Annotated in this window: 12 protein-coding genes; 11 read left to right on the top strand and 1 reads right to left on the bottom strand. The window is 59.1% G+C overall.

All coding sequences use genetic code 11. The features are described from left to right. Nucleotides 1–135 precede the first annotated feature (135 nt). The 6 genes from RRU01S_RS07450 to RRU01S_RS07425 all read left to right on the top strand — a co-directional run bounded on the left by RRU01S_RS07450 (nucleotide 136) and on the right by RRU01S_RS07425 (nucleotide 8,330). The gene (locus tag RRU01S_RS07450) at nucleotides 136–1,365 is read left to right on the top strand and encodes an ABC transporter substrate-binding protein (RefSeq protein WP_045229555.1); all 1,230 of its coding nucleotides are present in this window, start codon (nucleotides 136–138) and stop codon (nucleotides 1,363–1,365) included. Between the two features lie 88 nt (nucleotides 1,366–1,453). After that, nucleotides 1,454–2,362: a carbohydrate ABC transporter permease gene (locus tag RRU01S_RS07445; RefSeq protein ID WP_045229554.1), complete on the top strand. Its 909-nt coding sequence runs from the start codon at nucleotides 1,454–1,456 to the stop codon at nucleotides 2,360–2,362. Further along, on the top strand, nucleotides 2,362–3,213 hold the full coding sequence (locus RRU01S_RS07440) for a carbohydrate ABC transporter permease (RefSeq protein ID WP_045229553.1): 852 nt from the start codon (nucleotides 2,362–2,364) through the stop codon (nucleotides 3,211–3,213). The genes RRU01S_RS07445 and RRU01S_RS07440 overlap by 1 nt, the downstream gene beginning before the upstream one ends. Beyond that, entirely contained in the window at nucleotides 3,210–5,315 is a 2,106-nt protein-coding gene (locus RRU01S_RS07435; RefSeq protein WP_045229552.1) for an alpha-galactosidase, read from the top strand. Before RRU01S_RS07440 ends, RRU01S_RS07435 begins: the two co-directional genes overlap by 4 nt. Next, nucleotides 5,308–6,399, top strand: a complete 1,092-nt coding sequence (locus tag RRU01S_RS07430; RefSeq protein WP_045229551.1) for an ABC transporter ATP-binding protein — start codon at nucleotides 5,308–5,310, stop codon at nucleotides 6,397–6,399. The genes RRU01S_RS07435 and RRU01S_RS07430 overlap by 8 nt, the downstream gene beginning before the upstream one ends. Continuing rightward, the gene (locus tag RRU01S_RS07425; protein ID WP_045229550.1) at nucleotides 6,399–8,330 is read left to right on the top strand and encodes a beta-galactosidase; all 1,932 of its coding nucleotides are present in this window, start codon (nucleotides 6,399–6,401) and stop codon (nucleotides 8,328–8,330) included. Before RRU01S_RS07430 ends, RRU01S_RS07425 begins: the two co-directional genes overlap by 1 nt. A 66-nt stretch (nucleotides 8,331–8,396) precedes the next feature. Here the strand turns inward: RRU01S_RS07425 and RRU01S_RS07420 are convergent, their stop codons facing one another. Then, nucleotides 8,397–9,293 carry a GNAT family N-acetyltransferase gene (locus tag RRU01S_RS07420; protein WP_244446073.1) on the bottom strand — a complete coding sequence of 299 codons (897 nt, stop codon included), beginning with the start codon at nucleotides 9,291–9,293 and terminating at the stop codon, nucleotides 8,397–8,399. Between the two features lie 196 nt (nucleotides 9,294–9,489). On the opposite strand from RRU01S_RS07420, the gene argE reads away from it, so the two are divergent. The 5 genes from argE to RRU01S_RS07395 all read left to right on the top strand — a co-directional run bounded on the left by argE (nucleotide 9,490) and on the right by RRU01S_RS07395 (nucleotide 14,552). Beyond that, nucleotides 9,490–10,614 carry an acetylornithine deacetylase gene (argE, locus tag RRU01S_RS07415; protein ID WP_045229549.1) on the top strand — a complete coding sequence of 375 codons (1,125 nt, stop codon included), beginning with the start codon at nucleotides 9,490–9,492 and terminating at the stop codon, nucleotides 10,612–10,614. Nucleotides 10,615–10,706: 92 nt separating this feature from the next. Further along, nucleotides 10,707–11,630, top strand: a complete 924-nt coding sequence (locus RRU01S_RS07410) for a 2-hydroxyacid dehydrogenase (protein WP_045229548.1) — start codon at nucleotides 10,707–10,709, stop codon at nucleotides 11,628–11,630. A 21-nt stretch (nucleotides 11,631–11,651) separates the two neighbouring features. Continuing rightward, a complete protein-coding gene (locus RRU01S_RS07405) occupies nucleotides 11,652–12,014 on the top strand; it encodes a cupin domain-containing protein (protein WP_045229547.1) in 363 nt (120 codons plus the stop codon). A gap of 13 nt (nucleotides 12,015–12,027) precedes the next feature. Further along, nucleotides 12,028–13,491, top strand: a complete 1,464-nt coding sequence (locus tag RRU01S_RS07400; RefSeq protein ID WP_045229546.1) for an aldehyde dehydrogenase family protein — start codon at nucleotides 12,028–12,030, stop codon at nucleotides 13,489–13,491. A gap of 14 nt (nucleotides 13,492–13,505) precedes the next feature. Beyond that, nucleotides 13,506–14,552, top strand: a complete 1,047-nt coding sequence (locus RRU01S_RS07395; RefSeq protein ID WP_045229545.1) for a tartrate dehydrogenase — start codon at nucleotides 13,506–13,508, stop codon at nucleotides 14,550–14,552. The last annotated feature ends 11 nt before the right edge of the window (nucleotides 14,553–14,563 follow it).

Here is a 14,563-nt window from a genome sequence, read left to right as displayed (position 1 = left end):
GAAACTATCCGGAATTTCGGTAGCTTATTGCGGGTTTCGGTCAGATGTTCAAGCCGAACTTGGATTTGGCTTGGGAGGGCGTGCGTATGGTTCACAGTCTCCACGGCGACGTGTCACGGTCATAGGGAGGAAAACATGACCCTTTTTAAAAGCCTCAGCGGAATTGCCTTGTCGGCAGCGCTGTTTTCGTCTGCATTTGCTGGCGAGATCACCATCAATTCCGACCACTCGGACCCCGTACCGAAGAAGGCCATGGAAGAGCTGATTGCAGATTTCCAGAAAGCCAACCCGGATGTGAAGGTCAAGTGGAACAACTTCGACCACGAGGGCTACAAGTCCGCCATCCGCAACTTCCTGACAGCCGATGCGCCTGATGTCGTTGCCTGGTATGCGGGCAACCGCATGGAGCCTTTCGTCAAGGCTGGTCTCTTCGAAGATGTGACGGACGTGTGGACGGCCAACGGTCTTGAAGATCAGTTGAAATCCGCCTCGCCTTCCATGACCATCGACGGCAAGAAGTGGGGCGTTCCCTACACCTACTATCAGTGGGGCATTTACTATCGCAAAGACATCTTCGCGCAGCAGAGCATCACGCCGCCCAAGACCTGGGCCGAGCTGGTTGCAGCCTCCAAGAAGCTGAAGGATGCAGGCATAACGCCGTTCACTATCGGCACAAAGGCGCAATGGCCAGCCGCTGGCTGGTTCGATTATCTCGACCTGCGCGTCAACGGCTATGATTTCCACATGCAGCTGACATCCGGCAAGATTCCATACACCGACCCGCGCGTGAAAGCCGTGTTCGAGAAGTGGGCCGAGCTGGTCAAGCCGGGTTACTTCATCGAAAACCATGCCGCTATCGATTGGCAGGATGCCGTGCCACAGCTCGTGCAGGGCAAGGCCGCCATGTATCTGATGGGCAACTTTGCGGTTGCGACCTTCAAGAATGGCGGACTGAAAGAAGAGCAGATCGGTTTCCTGCCCTTCCCGGAAATCACCGCTGGCATTCCTGTTGCTGAGGAAGCGCCGACCGATACCTTCCACATCCCAAAGGGTGCGAAGAACAAGGACGATGCGAAGAAATTCCTCGCCTATGTTGCGTCTCCTGAAGCGCAGACGAAAATGAACGCGACGATGGGGCAGCTGCCGGTCAACAACAAGGCGGACAAGCCGACCGACCCGTTCCTTGAGGCTGGCTTCGACATGCTGTCCAAGGCAACGGCCATCGCGCAGTTCTATGATCGCGATGCGCAGGCGGAAATGGCCAAGGCCGGTATGGAAGGCTTCCAAGAGTTCATGGTCAAGCCGGACAAGATCGACGCCATTCTTGCGCGCCTCGAAAAGATCCGCGCCCGCGTCTACAAATAAGTCCCGCTCCTCCCAGCGCCGGGTGCCGTAAGCGGCATCGCCGAAGCACCCGGCTGCTATTTTATATATATTTTCAAAAGGTGCCGCCGTGAGCAACGCCGTTTCACCATCGCCCAGTTTCTGGAAGCGCAATCAGCAAAAGCTAGCACCCTGGCTGTTTCTCGCCCCGGGCCTGCTGATGTTCGTCATCTATGTTCTGGTGCCCATCTTCGAGTCGATCTGGATCAGTTTTCACGACTGGGACGGAATGGGCGAGATGAACTGGATCGGTTTTGGCAATTATGCCGAACTGCTTCAGGACGATACCTTCTATGTCTCGCTGAAAAACAACATCATCTGGCTGGTGCTGTATCTCCTGTCCATTCCGGCGGGCCTAGCGGTCGCGCTGTTTCTCAACCAGAATGTGCGCGGTATTCGGCTCTACAAATCGCTGTTCTTTTTCCCCTTCGTCATCAGCCAGGTCGTCGTCGGCCTGATGTTCACGTGGTTCTATGCACCGGATTTCGGGCTGTTTTCCAAACTGCTGGAATGGCTGACTGGCCAGCAGATCGCCATCCTCGCCGACGAAAACTACGTGACCTACGGCATCATCGTCGCGGGACTGTGGCCACAGACGGCCTATTGCATGATCCTCTATCTGACCGGCCTCAACAACATCAATCCCGAGCAGGTGGAAGCAGCGCGCATGGATGGCGCCAAGGGTTTCAAGCTGTTGTGGAACATCATTCTGCCGCAACTGGCACCCGCAACCTTCATCGCCATGGTCGTCACCGTCATCGGCTCGCTGCGCTCCTTCGATCTCGTCTCGGTCATGACGGCTGGCGGCCCATACGGTTCAAGCTCTGTGCTTTCCTACTTCATGTATGAGCAGGCGCTTTCGGAATATGGTTTCCGCATGGGCTATGGCGCAGCCATCGCCGTCGTCCTCTTCCTCATCATGATGATCTTCATCACGCTCTTCATCGTGCGCATGCTGAGCCAGGAAAGGAATTCCTGATGTTCCCCGCACCCATTCAGACAGCCTCACCCTTCATTCGTTGGGGCTATAAAATCATACTGCCGATTGCGCTTATTCTCTGGCTGCTGCCATTGATCGGCGTGGCGATCACCTCCGTCAGACCCGCAGGCGACTTTGCCGCCGGCAATTACTTCGGCATTCCCTCAGGCTTTGCGGGCGTTGAGAACTACACGGCTGTGTTCCGGGATTCGCCTATTGGCCTTTATATCCTCAACTCGTTTAAGGTCACGATCCCGACTGTGATCGGCGCGGTCGCGCTGTCATGCCTCACCGGCTTTGCGTTGGCGGTCTACAAGTTCAAGGCCAACCTGCTGCTGTTTTTCATGTTCGTGGCTGGCAATTTCATCCCGTTCCAGATTCTGATGGTGCCGGTTCGTGACATGACACTGCGGGCCGGGCTCTATGACACGACCATGGGCCTCGTACTGTTCCATGTCGCCTTCCAGACCGGGTTCTGCACGCTGTTCATGCGTAACTTCATCAAGGGCTTGCCCTTTGCGCTGATCGAATCCGCCCGTGTCGAAGGCGTTTCGGAATGGAAGATTTTCCGCCACATCGTGCTGCCGCTGATGCGCCCAGCCATCGCTGCCCTGTCAGTCCTCGTCTTCACCTTCGTCTGGAATGACTACTTCTGGGCCACCGTTCTGGTGCAGGGACAGCATGCCATGCCGGTCACCGCCGGTCTCTATTCACTAAACGGACAATGGGTCGCCGCCTGGCATCTGGTTTCCGCAGGCTCGCTGGTGGCTGCGCTGCCACCTGTCGCCATGTTCTTCATCATGCAAAAGCACTTCATTGCCGGACTGACACTGGGAGCGACCAAGGGATGAGCCTTATCATCACAATCGGCCAAGGAAGCTTTACGCTCAACCTTCGCCTGCCCGAACTCGGCATGCCGGAAATCCTGTCTTTTGCAACAGCCGCAACGGCACCCGGCACCCTGTTCGATATCGAACGCTCTAGCCGCATTAACGGCATGGACGTCGCCGTCCCCTCATCGGTTCTGCTGCCAACCGGAGGCATGGGCTTCTTCGGCTGGCCAGCCATCACCGGCCACCGCCAGGGACGCGATTTCACATTGCAGTTCGGTTCGTGGACGGTGGAAAGTAATGCGAACACAACGATGCTGCGCGGCCACGATACCGTTACAAAGATCGATATCGCTATCACCCTGACCGAGCATGTGTCCGGCCTGATCTCCATGTCCACCGCGCTGACCAACCGCGCAGACACCGACTACCAGCTGGACCGCTGTATGGCGGCCACCTTTGCGTCACCGGCGGGCGAAACGGAACTGACCAGCTTCACCGGCATGTGGGGACGTGAGTTCCAGACCCGTAAAGAGACGCTCGGCAACGGCATCTGGTCTCAAGAAAGCCGTCGTGGGCGCACGTCGCATGATCGCTTTCCGATGGTCTTCATCGAGACCGCCGGACAGCGTTTCGGCGTCACCCTCGGCTGGAGCGGCAACCACCACGTCGCCATCGACCGCACCGATGACGGCCAGCGGCTAATCCATATGGGTGAATTGTTCGAACCGGGTGAAGTCATTCTCGCATCCGGCGAAACCTATCAGAGCCCCGTTGCCTATGCGGGACCGGATACTGAAGCATTTCATGCCTTCGTGCGTGGCGAGCTTTTGGATTGGCCTGATGGTAAAATGTCTCCCCGCCCGGTGACGCTCAACACCTGGGAAGGCAATTATTTCGACCACAAGATGGACTCTCTGAAGGCGCAGGCAACGGCTGCGGCAAAGATCGGCATCGAACGTTTCGTGCTGGATGATGGCTGGTTCGGCAAGCGCGATGACGACACCACCAGCCTTGGTGACTGGGATATCGACGCCCGTAAATACCCCGAGGGTTTGAAACCGCTCGTGGACCACGCGACCGGTCTCGGTATGCAGTTCGGCATCTGGTTCGAGCCTGAAATGATCAATCCGGTGTCGGAGCTTTACCAGAAGCACCCGGATTGGGCCTTGCAGATCGATGGTCGCCCGCTGCTGCAGTCGCGCACGCAACTCGTGCTCGATCTTACGCGGAAAGAGGTTTCCGACTATCTCTTTTCCAAGATCGACGCAGTTCTTGCCAACCATTCCATCTCCTACATCAAGTGGGACATGAACCGAGACCTGACCCATGCGGGCGGGCGTGACGGCAGGGTGAAGACTTCTGCCCAGACGCGCGCCGTCTATGCGCTGATGGACCGCGTGCGGGCCGCGCATCCTACTGTCGAAATCGAAAGCTGCGCCTCTGGCGGCGGGCGTATCGATTTTGGCGTTCTGGCCCGCACTCACCGCGTCTGGACATCGGATTGCACGGACGCACTGGAACGGCTGGAAATTCAGCGCGGCGCATCACTGTTCGTGCCGCCGGAAATTCTCGGCAGCCATATTTCCGCCTCCCCCAACCACCAGACGGGCCGCCGCCACACGTTAGCCTTCCGGGCGCTGGTGGCGATGGCCTATCATCTCGGCGTCGAGCTAAGCCCGCTGGAACTGACGGCGGACGAGAACGACGAGCTCAAGCTCTACATCGCGACCTACAAGCGCTTGCGGAGCGTTCTGCATGCGCTGGGCGCCAATTTCCGCATGGAGCCTGTCGATGGCCGCTATGTCTGGGGCGCAGCCACGGCGGAAAAGATCGTCGTGATCGTGGCGCAAGGACCGCAGATGGTGGGAGAGCAACCGTCACCACTCAAGCTGCCAGCCAGCGTGACCAAGCTGGGCGGCACGTGGACCATCACCAACACGCTTCCGGCCAAGCCGGAGTTCATTCGCATCTCAGAGGGCCAGAAAAAGCTGCTCTCCGGAAACATCAGCTTCGAGCTTTCAAGCGTGGGCCTTGCAGGCTTGCCATTGCCGATGCTGAAACCGGAAAGCGCGCTGCTCCTCGAACTGGAACCTGTCAAGGGAGGCAAGACCAATGGCTGACGTAAGCCTGCGCAACGTCAAGAAAGAGTTTGGCGCACTCAGCGTCATCAAAGGCGTCGATCTCGACGTGAAAGACGGCGAGTTCTGCGTCTTCGTCGGCCCCTCCGGCTGCGGAAAATCAACGTTGCTGCGGATGATTGCCGGTCTCGAGCAGATCACCTCCGGCGCGCTGTCCATCGGCGGGCAGGACATGACCAAGATCGGCCCATCCGAGCGGGGCGTCGCCATGGTGTTCCAGTCCTACGCGCTCTATCCACACATGACCGTGGCTGAGAACATCGGCTTCGGGCTGCGCATGACCGGCCATTCCAAGGATATGATCGCCGAGCGCACAGCCCATGCAGCCAAACTGTTGCAGCTTGAGCCGCTGCTGCAACGCAAGCCGGGCCAGCTTTCCGGTGGTCAGCGCCAGCGTGTCGCCATCGGTCGCGCCATCGTTCGCAACCCGGAAGTCTTCCTGTTTGATGAACCACTATCCAACCTCGATGCCGCCTTGCGTGTGCAGATGCGCGGCGAACTTTCCAAGCTGCATCAGGACCTGAAGGCGACGATGATCTACGTGACCCACGATCAGGTGGAAGCCATGACCATGGCCGACAAAATCGTGGTTCTCTCTGCGGGCAAGATCGAGCAAGTTGGCACGCCGCTGGAACTCTATCACCGTCCCGCCAACCTCTTCGTGGCAGGCTTCATCGGTTCGCCGAAAATGAATGTGCTGAAAGTCCCGGCAAAGAGCGAGAGTGGCAAAATTATTGTGACGCTGCCCGGACACGTGACGCTTGCTCTTGATGGTCCAGACGGTTCCGCACTCACGGACGCGTCCATCGGCATTCGCCCAGAGCATATCAGCGCGACTGGTGAGGGTGATGTCGTTCTCGAAGGCACCGTGAAGCTCGCAGAGTATCTCGGCTCAGAAACGCTGTTCTTTGTCGAGTTGGCCGATGGTTCGGAAATATCGGTGAAGGCCGATGGTCTGGCCAGTGCCAAACCGGGCGACACACTGAAACTCGGCATCAATGCTAGGGCCTGCCACGTGTTCGACGGGCAAGGCCGTGCCATCATCAACGGGGATTTGACGCGATAATGCTGGGTGTATGTTACTATCCCGAACACTGGGACGAAAGCCGCTGGGCTGAAGACGCACGCCGCATGCGAGAACTCGGCATCTCCTTTGTGCGCATCGGCGAATTCGCATGGTCGCGGCTGGAATCATCCCGCGACAACTTCCATTTCGAATGGCTGGACCGCGCCATGGATGTGCTGCATGCCGCAGGCCTGAAGGTTGTGCTGGGAACGCCCACCGCCACGCCCCCGAAATGGCTGGTGGATGAGCATCCTGACATCCTGCCCTATGGCGAAGACGGCAAGGTTCGCGGCTTCGGCTCGCGCCGCCACTATACGTTTTCCTCGCAAACATGGTGGCGCGAAAGCGCGCGCATCGTCGAGATCATCGCCAAGCGTTATGGCGAGCATCCCGGCTTGGTTGGCTGGCAGACGGACAACGAATATGGCTGCCACGACACCACCGCGTCCTGGGGCCCTGAAGACCTGAAGCAGTTCAAGCAATGGCTGCGCCTGCGCTACCAGTCGCCGGATCAGTTGAACGAAGCCTGGGGCTCGGTTTTCTGGTCGATGGAGCTGAAGAGTTTCGATGATGTTTCGCTGCCGAACCTGACGGTGACGGAACCCAACCCGGCGACGCGCCTCGATTTCTGGCGCTTCCAGTCCGATCAGGTCGCCGCCTATGACAAGATGCAGTGCGACATCATTCGCAAGCATTCGCCCGGTCGCTGGATCACCCATAATTTCATGGGCTTCGTTTCGGATTTCGACCACTTCAAGGTCGGCGATAATCTCGATCTCGCATCCTGGGACAGCTACCCGATCGGCTTTGTCGAGAAATTTCCGTTCACGGAAGAAGAGCGCAATCGCTGGGCCGAAACCTCGCATCCCGATATCGCGCCTTACCACCACGACCTTTATCGCGGTGTCGGCAAAGGTCGTTTCTGGGTCATGGAACAGCAACCCGGCCCGGTCAACTGGGCACCGTGGAACCCGGTGCCGAAGCCCGGCATGGTACGTTTGTGGACATGGGAAGCGCTGGCCCACGGCGCCGAAGTCGTCAGCTACTTCCGCTGGCGTCAGGCTCCCTTTGCGCAGGAACAGATGCATGCCGGTCTCAACATGTCCGGCCTGGACGAGCTTTCCCCCGGTGGGTTGGAAGCGCAGCGGGTTGGTAAGGAGCTAGCGGCATTCGGTGACTTGCCGGAAAGTGGCAAGGCGCAGGTTGCGCTTGTGTTCGACTATCAGAGCTATTGGACGACGAATATCCAGCCACAGGGCAAGGATTTCCGTTACGAGGAACTCTGCTTCCGCTGGTACGAGAGCCTACGCCGCCTTGGTCTGAATATCGATTTCGTGCGTCCAGGCGATTCCCTCGAAGGCTATCCTCTTGTCGTGGTGCCCTGCATGACGGAAGTCGATGAGGCGACGCAAGCGGCTCTTGCCAAAGCGACTGGCCAGATCCTTATCGGCGCGCGCACCGGCTCACGCGACCGCAACTTCGTCATCCCGAAGAACCTGCCGCCGGGACCGTTGGGTGAGCGCACGGGCAACCGTGTCATTCAGGTGTCCACTCTGCGCCCCGGCCTATACGACGCCGTGTCTGGAGACGTCTCCGGCGCGGCCGTCCGTTGGCGCGAAACCGTCCAGACATCCTCCAATGTCGTCGCCCGCTTTGCCAATGGCGATCCAGCCCTGACGGAGAGCGGCAATATGCTCTATCTCGCCTGCTGGGCGGATGAGACGCTGCTGTCCAACGTGCTGGCACTGGCGGCTAAAAAGGCGGGTCTCAAGACCATAGCCTTGCCGGACACCATCCGCATCCGCCGTCGCGGCAACCTCACCTTTGCGTTCAACTATGGCACTGAGGACTGGACTGTACCGGAAGGTTTAACAATGGCGCTTGGCAACAAGGTGCTGGAACCGCAGGCCGTATCCATTTGGAAAGACTGATATTTCAACAATTTAGAAGGCTGCATTCCCTCTAGCGGATGCAGCCTTTTTCCGTTTCATACCCGCTTACCCAAACGCCTGGCTGGCAAGCGCCCAGGTCTTCGGCTCAAGGCCCTGCGCGTCTTCGCTCTCCCGCATCCAGCGTCCACCCAGGGACATGGTGGTCACCGTATCGAAGACGGCAATGCCGGAGCGTGCGAGATATTGCGGGAAAGCGCCGCTTTCCTCTCGCGTATCGAGCCGCAGAAACTGCCCGGCATGATCCACCACATGCGGGTGGGTGACGGCGATGGCATCGGCTTCATTGAGCGCCACTACCGGGCCGATCAATGCGCCACGCCCGAAACGGCGACAGAGCGAGAAGGCTTCGATGCGCTGGCCACGCACCAACACCACACCTTTGGAAACCGGCAGCAGCGAGTTGAAAAGCGTCTCACGACTGGCACCAAAAGCCTTCGCATCGAGTGCAAGGATTGCCGCGACATCGCCTGATGTCAGTGCACGCAGCGTGGCCCCGCCCGAGAGCGGTGGAGCGGAAACCGGCGTCGCCTCCCCCTGACACTGAAACACGGTTTTTTCGATTGCAAAACCCATAGACTGATAGAGACGCTTGGCCGCACGCGTGGCGTTCAGCCCGAATTGCCGCTTCCCCGCCTGCTGCATCACATGCAGCATCATCCAGCTTCCCGCACCTCTGGCCTGAAGCCGGGGCGGGGTGATGACCATGCCGATCGTGGAAAAACTAGCGCCGAAATCGAACCACATGGCCGAGCCTGCGAGACGACCGATGGAATCCACGGCGACCACACCGTTGCCGTTATCCAGAAGCATCTGCCAGTCCTTGGGACGGTGCGGCCAGCCGACGCCGACCGACAGAGCATGCAGCTTTTCAATATCGGCACCGGCGATATCGTCGAGCGTCAGTTCAAAGGCTTCAAGCTGTATGGTGTCGTGATGATCCACCGCGCCCCCTTGTACAGGCTTCGTGCGCCATGAGCGTCCCTGCATGTTAAATCCGTCGTCCAGAATTACGGCATCCACACCAAATATTTCAGCCGAATTCGCCGGACTTTCAGCAGTATCCACTAAAGCGAAGAGGCTTTCGGCGTATTTTGGTTCGCAAAGTCTCTAGCTTGTCTGAAAAGAGCGCGGAGCTGATATGACGGAACTCGATATATTGGAACGATTGGTGTCGTTTCCCTCGGTGGTGGGGCAGCCCAATGCGGATATCGTGCAGTGGATTGCCGAATACGCCAGAAGCCACGGTGCGGAGGTGACGATCGCTTTGGGGCCAGAGGGTGATCGCTCCAACCTGTTCGCCACTATCGGCCCGAAGGACGTGCCGGGTGTCATTCTCTCCGGGCATATGGATGTCGTTCCGGCTGCTGAAGCTGACTGGTCGAGCGACCCCTTCGGCCTGCGTGCCGAAGGCGACAAGCTGTACGGACGCGGTACCAGCGACATGAAGGGCTTTTTGGCCTGCGCTCTCGCTGCTCTGCCTGAGTTTGCGAAAATGCCATTGAAACGGCCCGTACATCTTGCCTTTTCCTATGACGAGGAAGCGGGTTGCAAGGGCGTGCCGCACCTCATCAAAATCATTCCCACACTGTGCGCGCTTCCGGAGATGTGCATCGTGGGAGAGCCGAGCGGGTTGCACGCCATTCGCGCCCATAAGGGCAAGGCAGCAGCGCGTATCACAATCCACGGTCGCTCGGGCCATTCGTCGCGGCCCGATCAGGGCCTGAATGCCATTCATGCCATGAGCGAGATCCTGACACGTGCCGTGAAGGCGGCAAATGCTCTGACCCAAGGCCCTTTCGACAGCAATTTTGAGCCGCCCTACTCCTCGCTTCAGGTCGGCACGATCAGCGGCGGACAGGCCGTCAACATCATTCCCGATCTGTGTGTCGCAGATATAGAGGCAAGGGCGATATCAGGTGTTTTGCCGGCTGAGCTGCTCGAGCCATTGCGCAAAGCGACAGAGGCGCTGCGGGCTACCGGTTTCGATGTGACGCTCGACACGTTGAGCGAATATCCGGCTCTGTCTCTTGCCGCTGATGCTTCGCTCACCGCCCTTATGCATGAGTTGACCGGCATCGAGCCGTTGCCAGCGGTGAGCTACGGCACGGAAGCGGGGCTTTACCAGGCGGCCGGTATCGACAGCATTATCTGCGGTCCCAGCGATATCGCCCGCGCCCACAAGGCTAACGAGTTCATTACCCGCGATGAACTCACTGCCTGCCGCAGCATGCTCGTGAGCCTTGGAGCTCGGTTGAGTGGCTGAATCGGTCAGATGTGCTGCGAGCCATCGCCGCTTCAGTGCATCCTGCCGTTGGAAATACGCCACCTTTGGACGATCGAAGACGAGGGTTGCCCATGACATTTCTGTTCAATTCCGACGCAGCAAGGGCGAAAATCTTCGCCGAGCTTTTCGCACGGGAATTGCCAGAGGTGCCGTTTGCGTCCGATCCGGCGTCCGTCGATCCTGAACGCGTGCGTTACATCATCACCTGGACGGCGCCATCTGATCTTGCGCGCTATACAAACCTCGCGATTTTGTTTTCCATTGGTGCCGGTATCGACCAGTTCGATACGTCAGCGCTGCCCGCCCATGTCAAGCTGGTGCGCATGGTGGAAGACGGCATCATCAGGATGATGCAGGAATATGTGACGCTCGGTGTTCTGGCGCTCCACCGCCGTCTGCCCGACTATCTGGCGCAACAGAAACGCGCGGAATGGACAGCGCAGCCGGTCAAGCAGGCGCAGGAGCGACGTGTCGGCGTGCTGGGCCTCGGCCATCTCGGCAAAGCGGTTCTGGAGCGGCTGAAACCCTTCGGCTTTCCTCTCGCCGGCTGGAGCCGCAGCGCCCACACCATAGACGGCGTGACCTGCCACCATGGCGCAGATCAACTCGACGGTTTTCTGGCACACATAGACATTTTGATCTGCCTGCTGCCGCTGACGCCTGAGACGCGCGGGTTTCTGAATGCCGACCTGTTTGCAAAGCTACCAACTGGAGCGGCCCTCATCCATGCCGGACGCGGCCCGCAGCTTGATCAAGCCGCGTTGATCGACGCACTCGACAGCGGCCATTTGTCCGGTGCCATGCTCGACGTGACCGACCCGGAGCCGCTGCCAGCTGACCACCCGCTTTGGACGCACCCCAGCGTCATCATCACCCCGCACATCGCCTCCGTCACCCAGCCGGAAACGGCAGCGATGGCCGTCATCGACAACATCCGCCGACACACAAACGGCCTTGATCCCATCGGCCTCATCGACCGCAGCCGCGGCTACTGACCATCACAGAAAGGACATTCCATGTCGCTGATTACCCGTATCGATACCAACCCGCAGACCACGCCGAAGGAGGCAAAGCCGACGCCGGAGCGGCTTATTTCCGGCAATCCATCCTTCAAGACCTGGGCGCTGGATGATTGCCGCGATGGCACCGTTCACACCGGCATATGGGAAGCCACGCCCGGCGAGACGCATTCCATCAAAGGTACGACCTACGAGTTCTGCCACATCATTTCCGGCGTCATCGAGTTGGAAGAAAAAGATGGCGAAACCGTTACCTACCGCGCCGGAGACAGTTTTATGATGAAGCCCGGTTTCGTCGGCGTCTGGCGCACCATCGAGACGGTTCGCAAGATTTACGTGACCGTGACGGACCCGGCATAGGGGGCGCAAAGCCATGACGCTCAGTTTTGATCCCGACACGATTTCGCTGCCGCATTATCATTTCATCGGCGGGGAAAGGGTGGCCGCCAGCGAAGGCATTGCCATGCGCCGCCCGTCGGATGGCGCAGCATTCGGTGATTGCCCTGTGGCCAGCGCCGATCTGTTGGATCAAGCGGTTCAGACCGGCAAAACGGCACTCAAAACCAGCAATTGGGGCGGCGTGCGCCCGCGCGACCGTGTCAGAGCCATGCAACGTTGGGCCGATCTGATCGAGCGGGATGCGGAATATCTGGCGAAGCTGGAGGCCGTATCCTCCACCCGGCCCGTCGGGCATCTGGTGGCGGGCGATATTGCTGTGACCGCCGAGCAAATCCGGTTCTTTGCCGAATTTGCGGATAAGGAAGGCAGCGATCTCGTCCCCACCTCCGACACCAGTCTCGGCATGATCATGACCGAGCCCTATGGTGTCGTGGGCGCCATCACGCCGTGGAATTTTCCGCTGTCGATGGCCGGGTGGAAGCTGGGGCCAGCGCTCGCGGCAGGCAATGCCGTGGTGCTAAAGCCATCCGAAATGACGCCGTTTTCGACGTTGCGCATTGCCGAGCTTTCGGTCGAGGCGGGTATTCCTGCCGGGCTCATTAACATCGTTCTGGGCGATGGCTTGGTGACCGGCACCGCCATCACAGGCCACACGGAGATTTCCAAGGTCAGCTTCACCGGCTCAACCGCCGCCGGTGCCGCTATCATGCAGAACATCGCCCGCACCGGCATCAAGCCAATGACTTTGGAGCTAGGCGGCAAGAGCCCGCAGGTGGTCTTTGCCGATGCCGATATAGAGCGCACCGCCAAGGCTGTCGCACAAAGCATCATTTCCAATGCGGGCCAGGCCTGCGTGGCAGGTTCACGGCTGATCGTCGCCAAGGAGATTGCGGAGAAACTCATCGCTGCGATCACCACTATTATGCGCCGGGTCGAGACCGGTCCGACATGGGATGAGACAACCCAGTACAGCCCGATCATTTCGCAAAAGCAGATCGAACGGATCGACGCCATCGTGCGTGCAGCGATCGGTGCCGGTGCGGAATGTCTGACGGGCGGGCAGATCATGGATCGCGACGGCTATTTTTACGCGCCGACGCTGCTCGGCAACGTGACACAGAATTCCCCTGCCGTGACCGAGGAAATCTTCGGGCCGGTGTTGACGTTGCAGACATTCGAGGATGAGGAAGAGGCTTTGGCCCTGGCCGATCATCCGACATACGGTCTGGCGGCAGGCGTTTTCACGCGTGATCTGTCGCGCGCCATTCGCGTCACGAGGCGGTTGCAGGCGGGCACGATCTGGGTCAATCGTTATGGTCGTTCTCGCGACCATATTCTGCCAACCGGTGGCTATAAAAGCTCCGGCATCGGCAAGGATTTGGGGCGTGAGGCCTACATGGCGAACCGGAAGTCCAAAAGTGTTCTCATCGATCTCTAAAGCGGATATTGCATATGAAAAACCATTCCATCGCACTCATTCCCGGTGACGGCATCGGCACCGCCGTGACGGACGCCGCCTGGGCTGTGTTGCAGGCTGCCGCCAAGAAGCACGGAACGTTCACGCTGACGGGCAAGACATTTCCATGGTCCTGCGCCTTCTACAAGGAAACGGGCGCAATGATGCCATCAGATGGCATCGAAACTCTGCGCAGCTTTGACGCCATTTTATTGGGTGCCGTTGGTTGGCCAGCCGAGGTGCCGGACGCCGTTTCGCTTCACGGTCTGCTGCTGCCCATCCGCAAGGCCTTCGTGCAATATGCCAATATCCGCCCCCACCGTCTGCTGCCTGGCGTCGAGGGTCCCTTGAGGAAAGAAGGCTTCGATATTCTTTGCATCCGTGAGAACACGGAAGGGGAATATTCCGGTGCCGGTGGCCGCGTCCATGTCGGCACGCCGGATGAAGTCGCTGTCGAAACCTCGATCTTCACCCGTGCAGGTGTGGAGCGCATTCTGCGTTTCGGCTTCGAGCAGGCACGCTCCCGTCGTAAGAAACTTGCGTCCATCACCAAGTCCAACGCCCAGAAATATTCTATGGTGTTCTGGGACGAGATGACGGCGAAGATTGCCGCCGAATATCCTGACGTGGAGGTGACGAATTATCATATCGATGCCATGGCAGCGCGCATGGTCATGGCACCGGAAAGCCTCGATGTCGTCGTCGCATCCAACCTGTTCGGCGACATCCTGACCGATCTGGGTGCGGCCATTCAGGGTGGGCTTGGCTTTGCGGCCTCGGCCAACATCAACCCTGATCGCACGGCACCCTCGATGTTCGAGCCCGTACATGGCTCGGCGCCCGACATCGCCCATCTCGGCATTGCCAATCCCATCGCCGCTATCTGGTCCGGCGCGATGATGCTCGACCATCTCGGCGAAAGCCAAGCCGCAGCCGATATCATGTCGGCCATCGAAGCAACAACGGCCAGGGGCATTGGCACCGTGCCCGGCAAGGACAAGACGGACACCATTACAGCCGCCGTGCTGGCAGCGCTGGTTTAAAAAAAGAGGAG

Origin of the sequence: Agrobacterium rubi TR3 = NBRC 13261, from assembly GCF_000739935.1 — a bacterium.
Taxonomy (GTDB): Bacteria; Pseudomonadota; Alphaproteobacteria; order Rhizobiales; family Rhizobiaceae; genus Agrobacterium; species Agrobacterium rubi.
The sequence above is the reverse complement of the archived record's forward strand: the minus strand, read 5'-3'. Positions and strand labels throughout refer to the sequence as shown.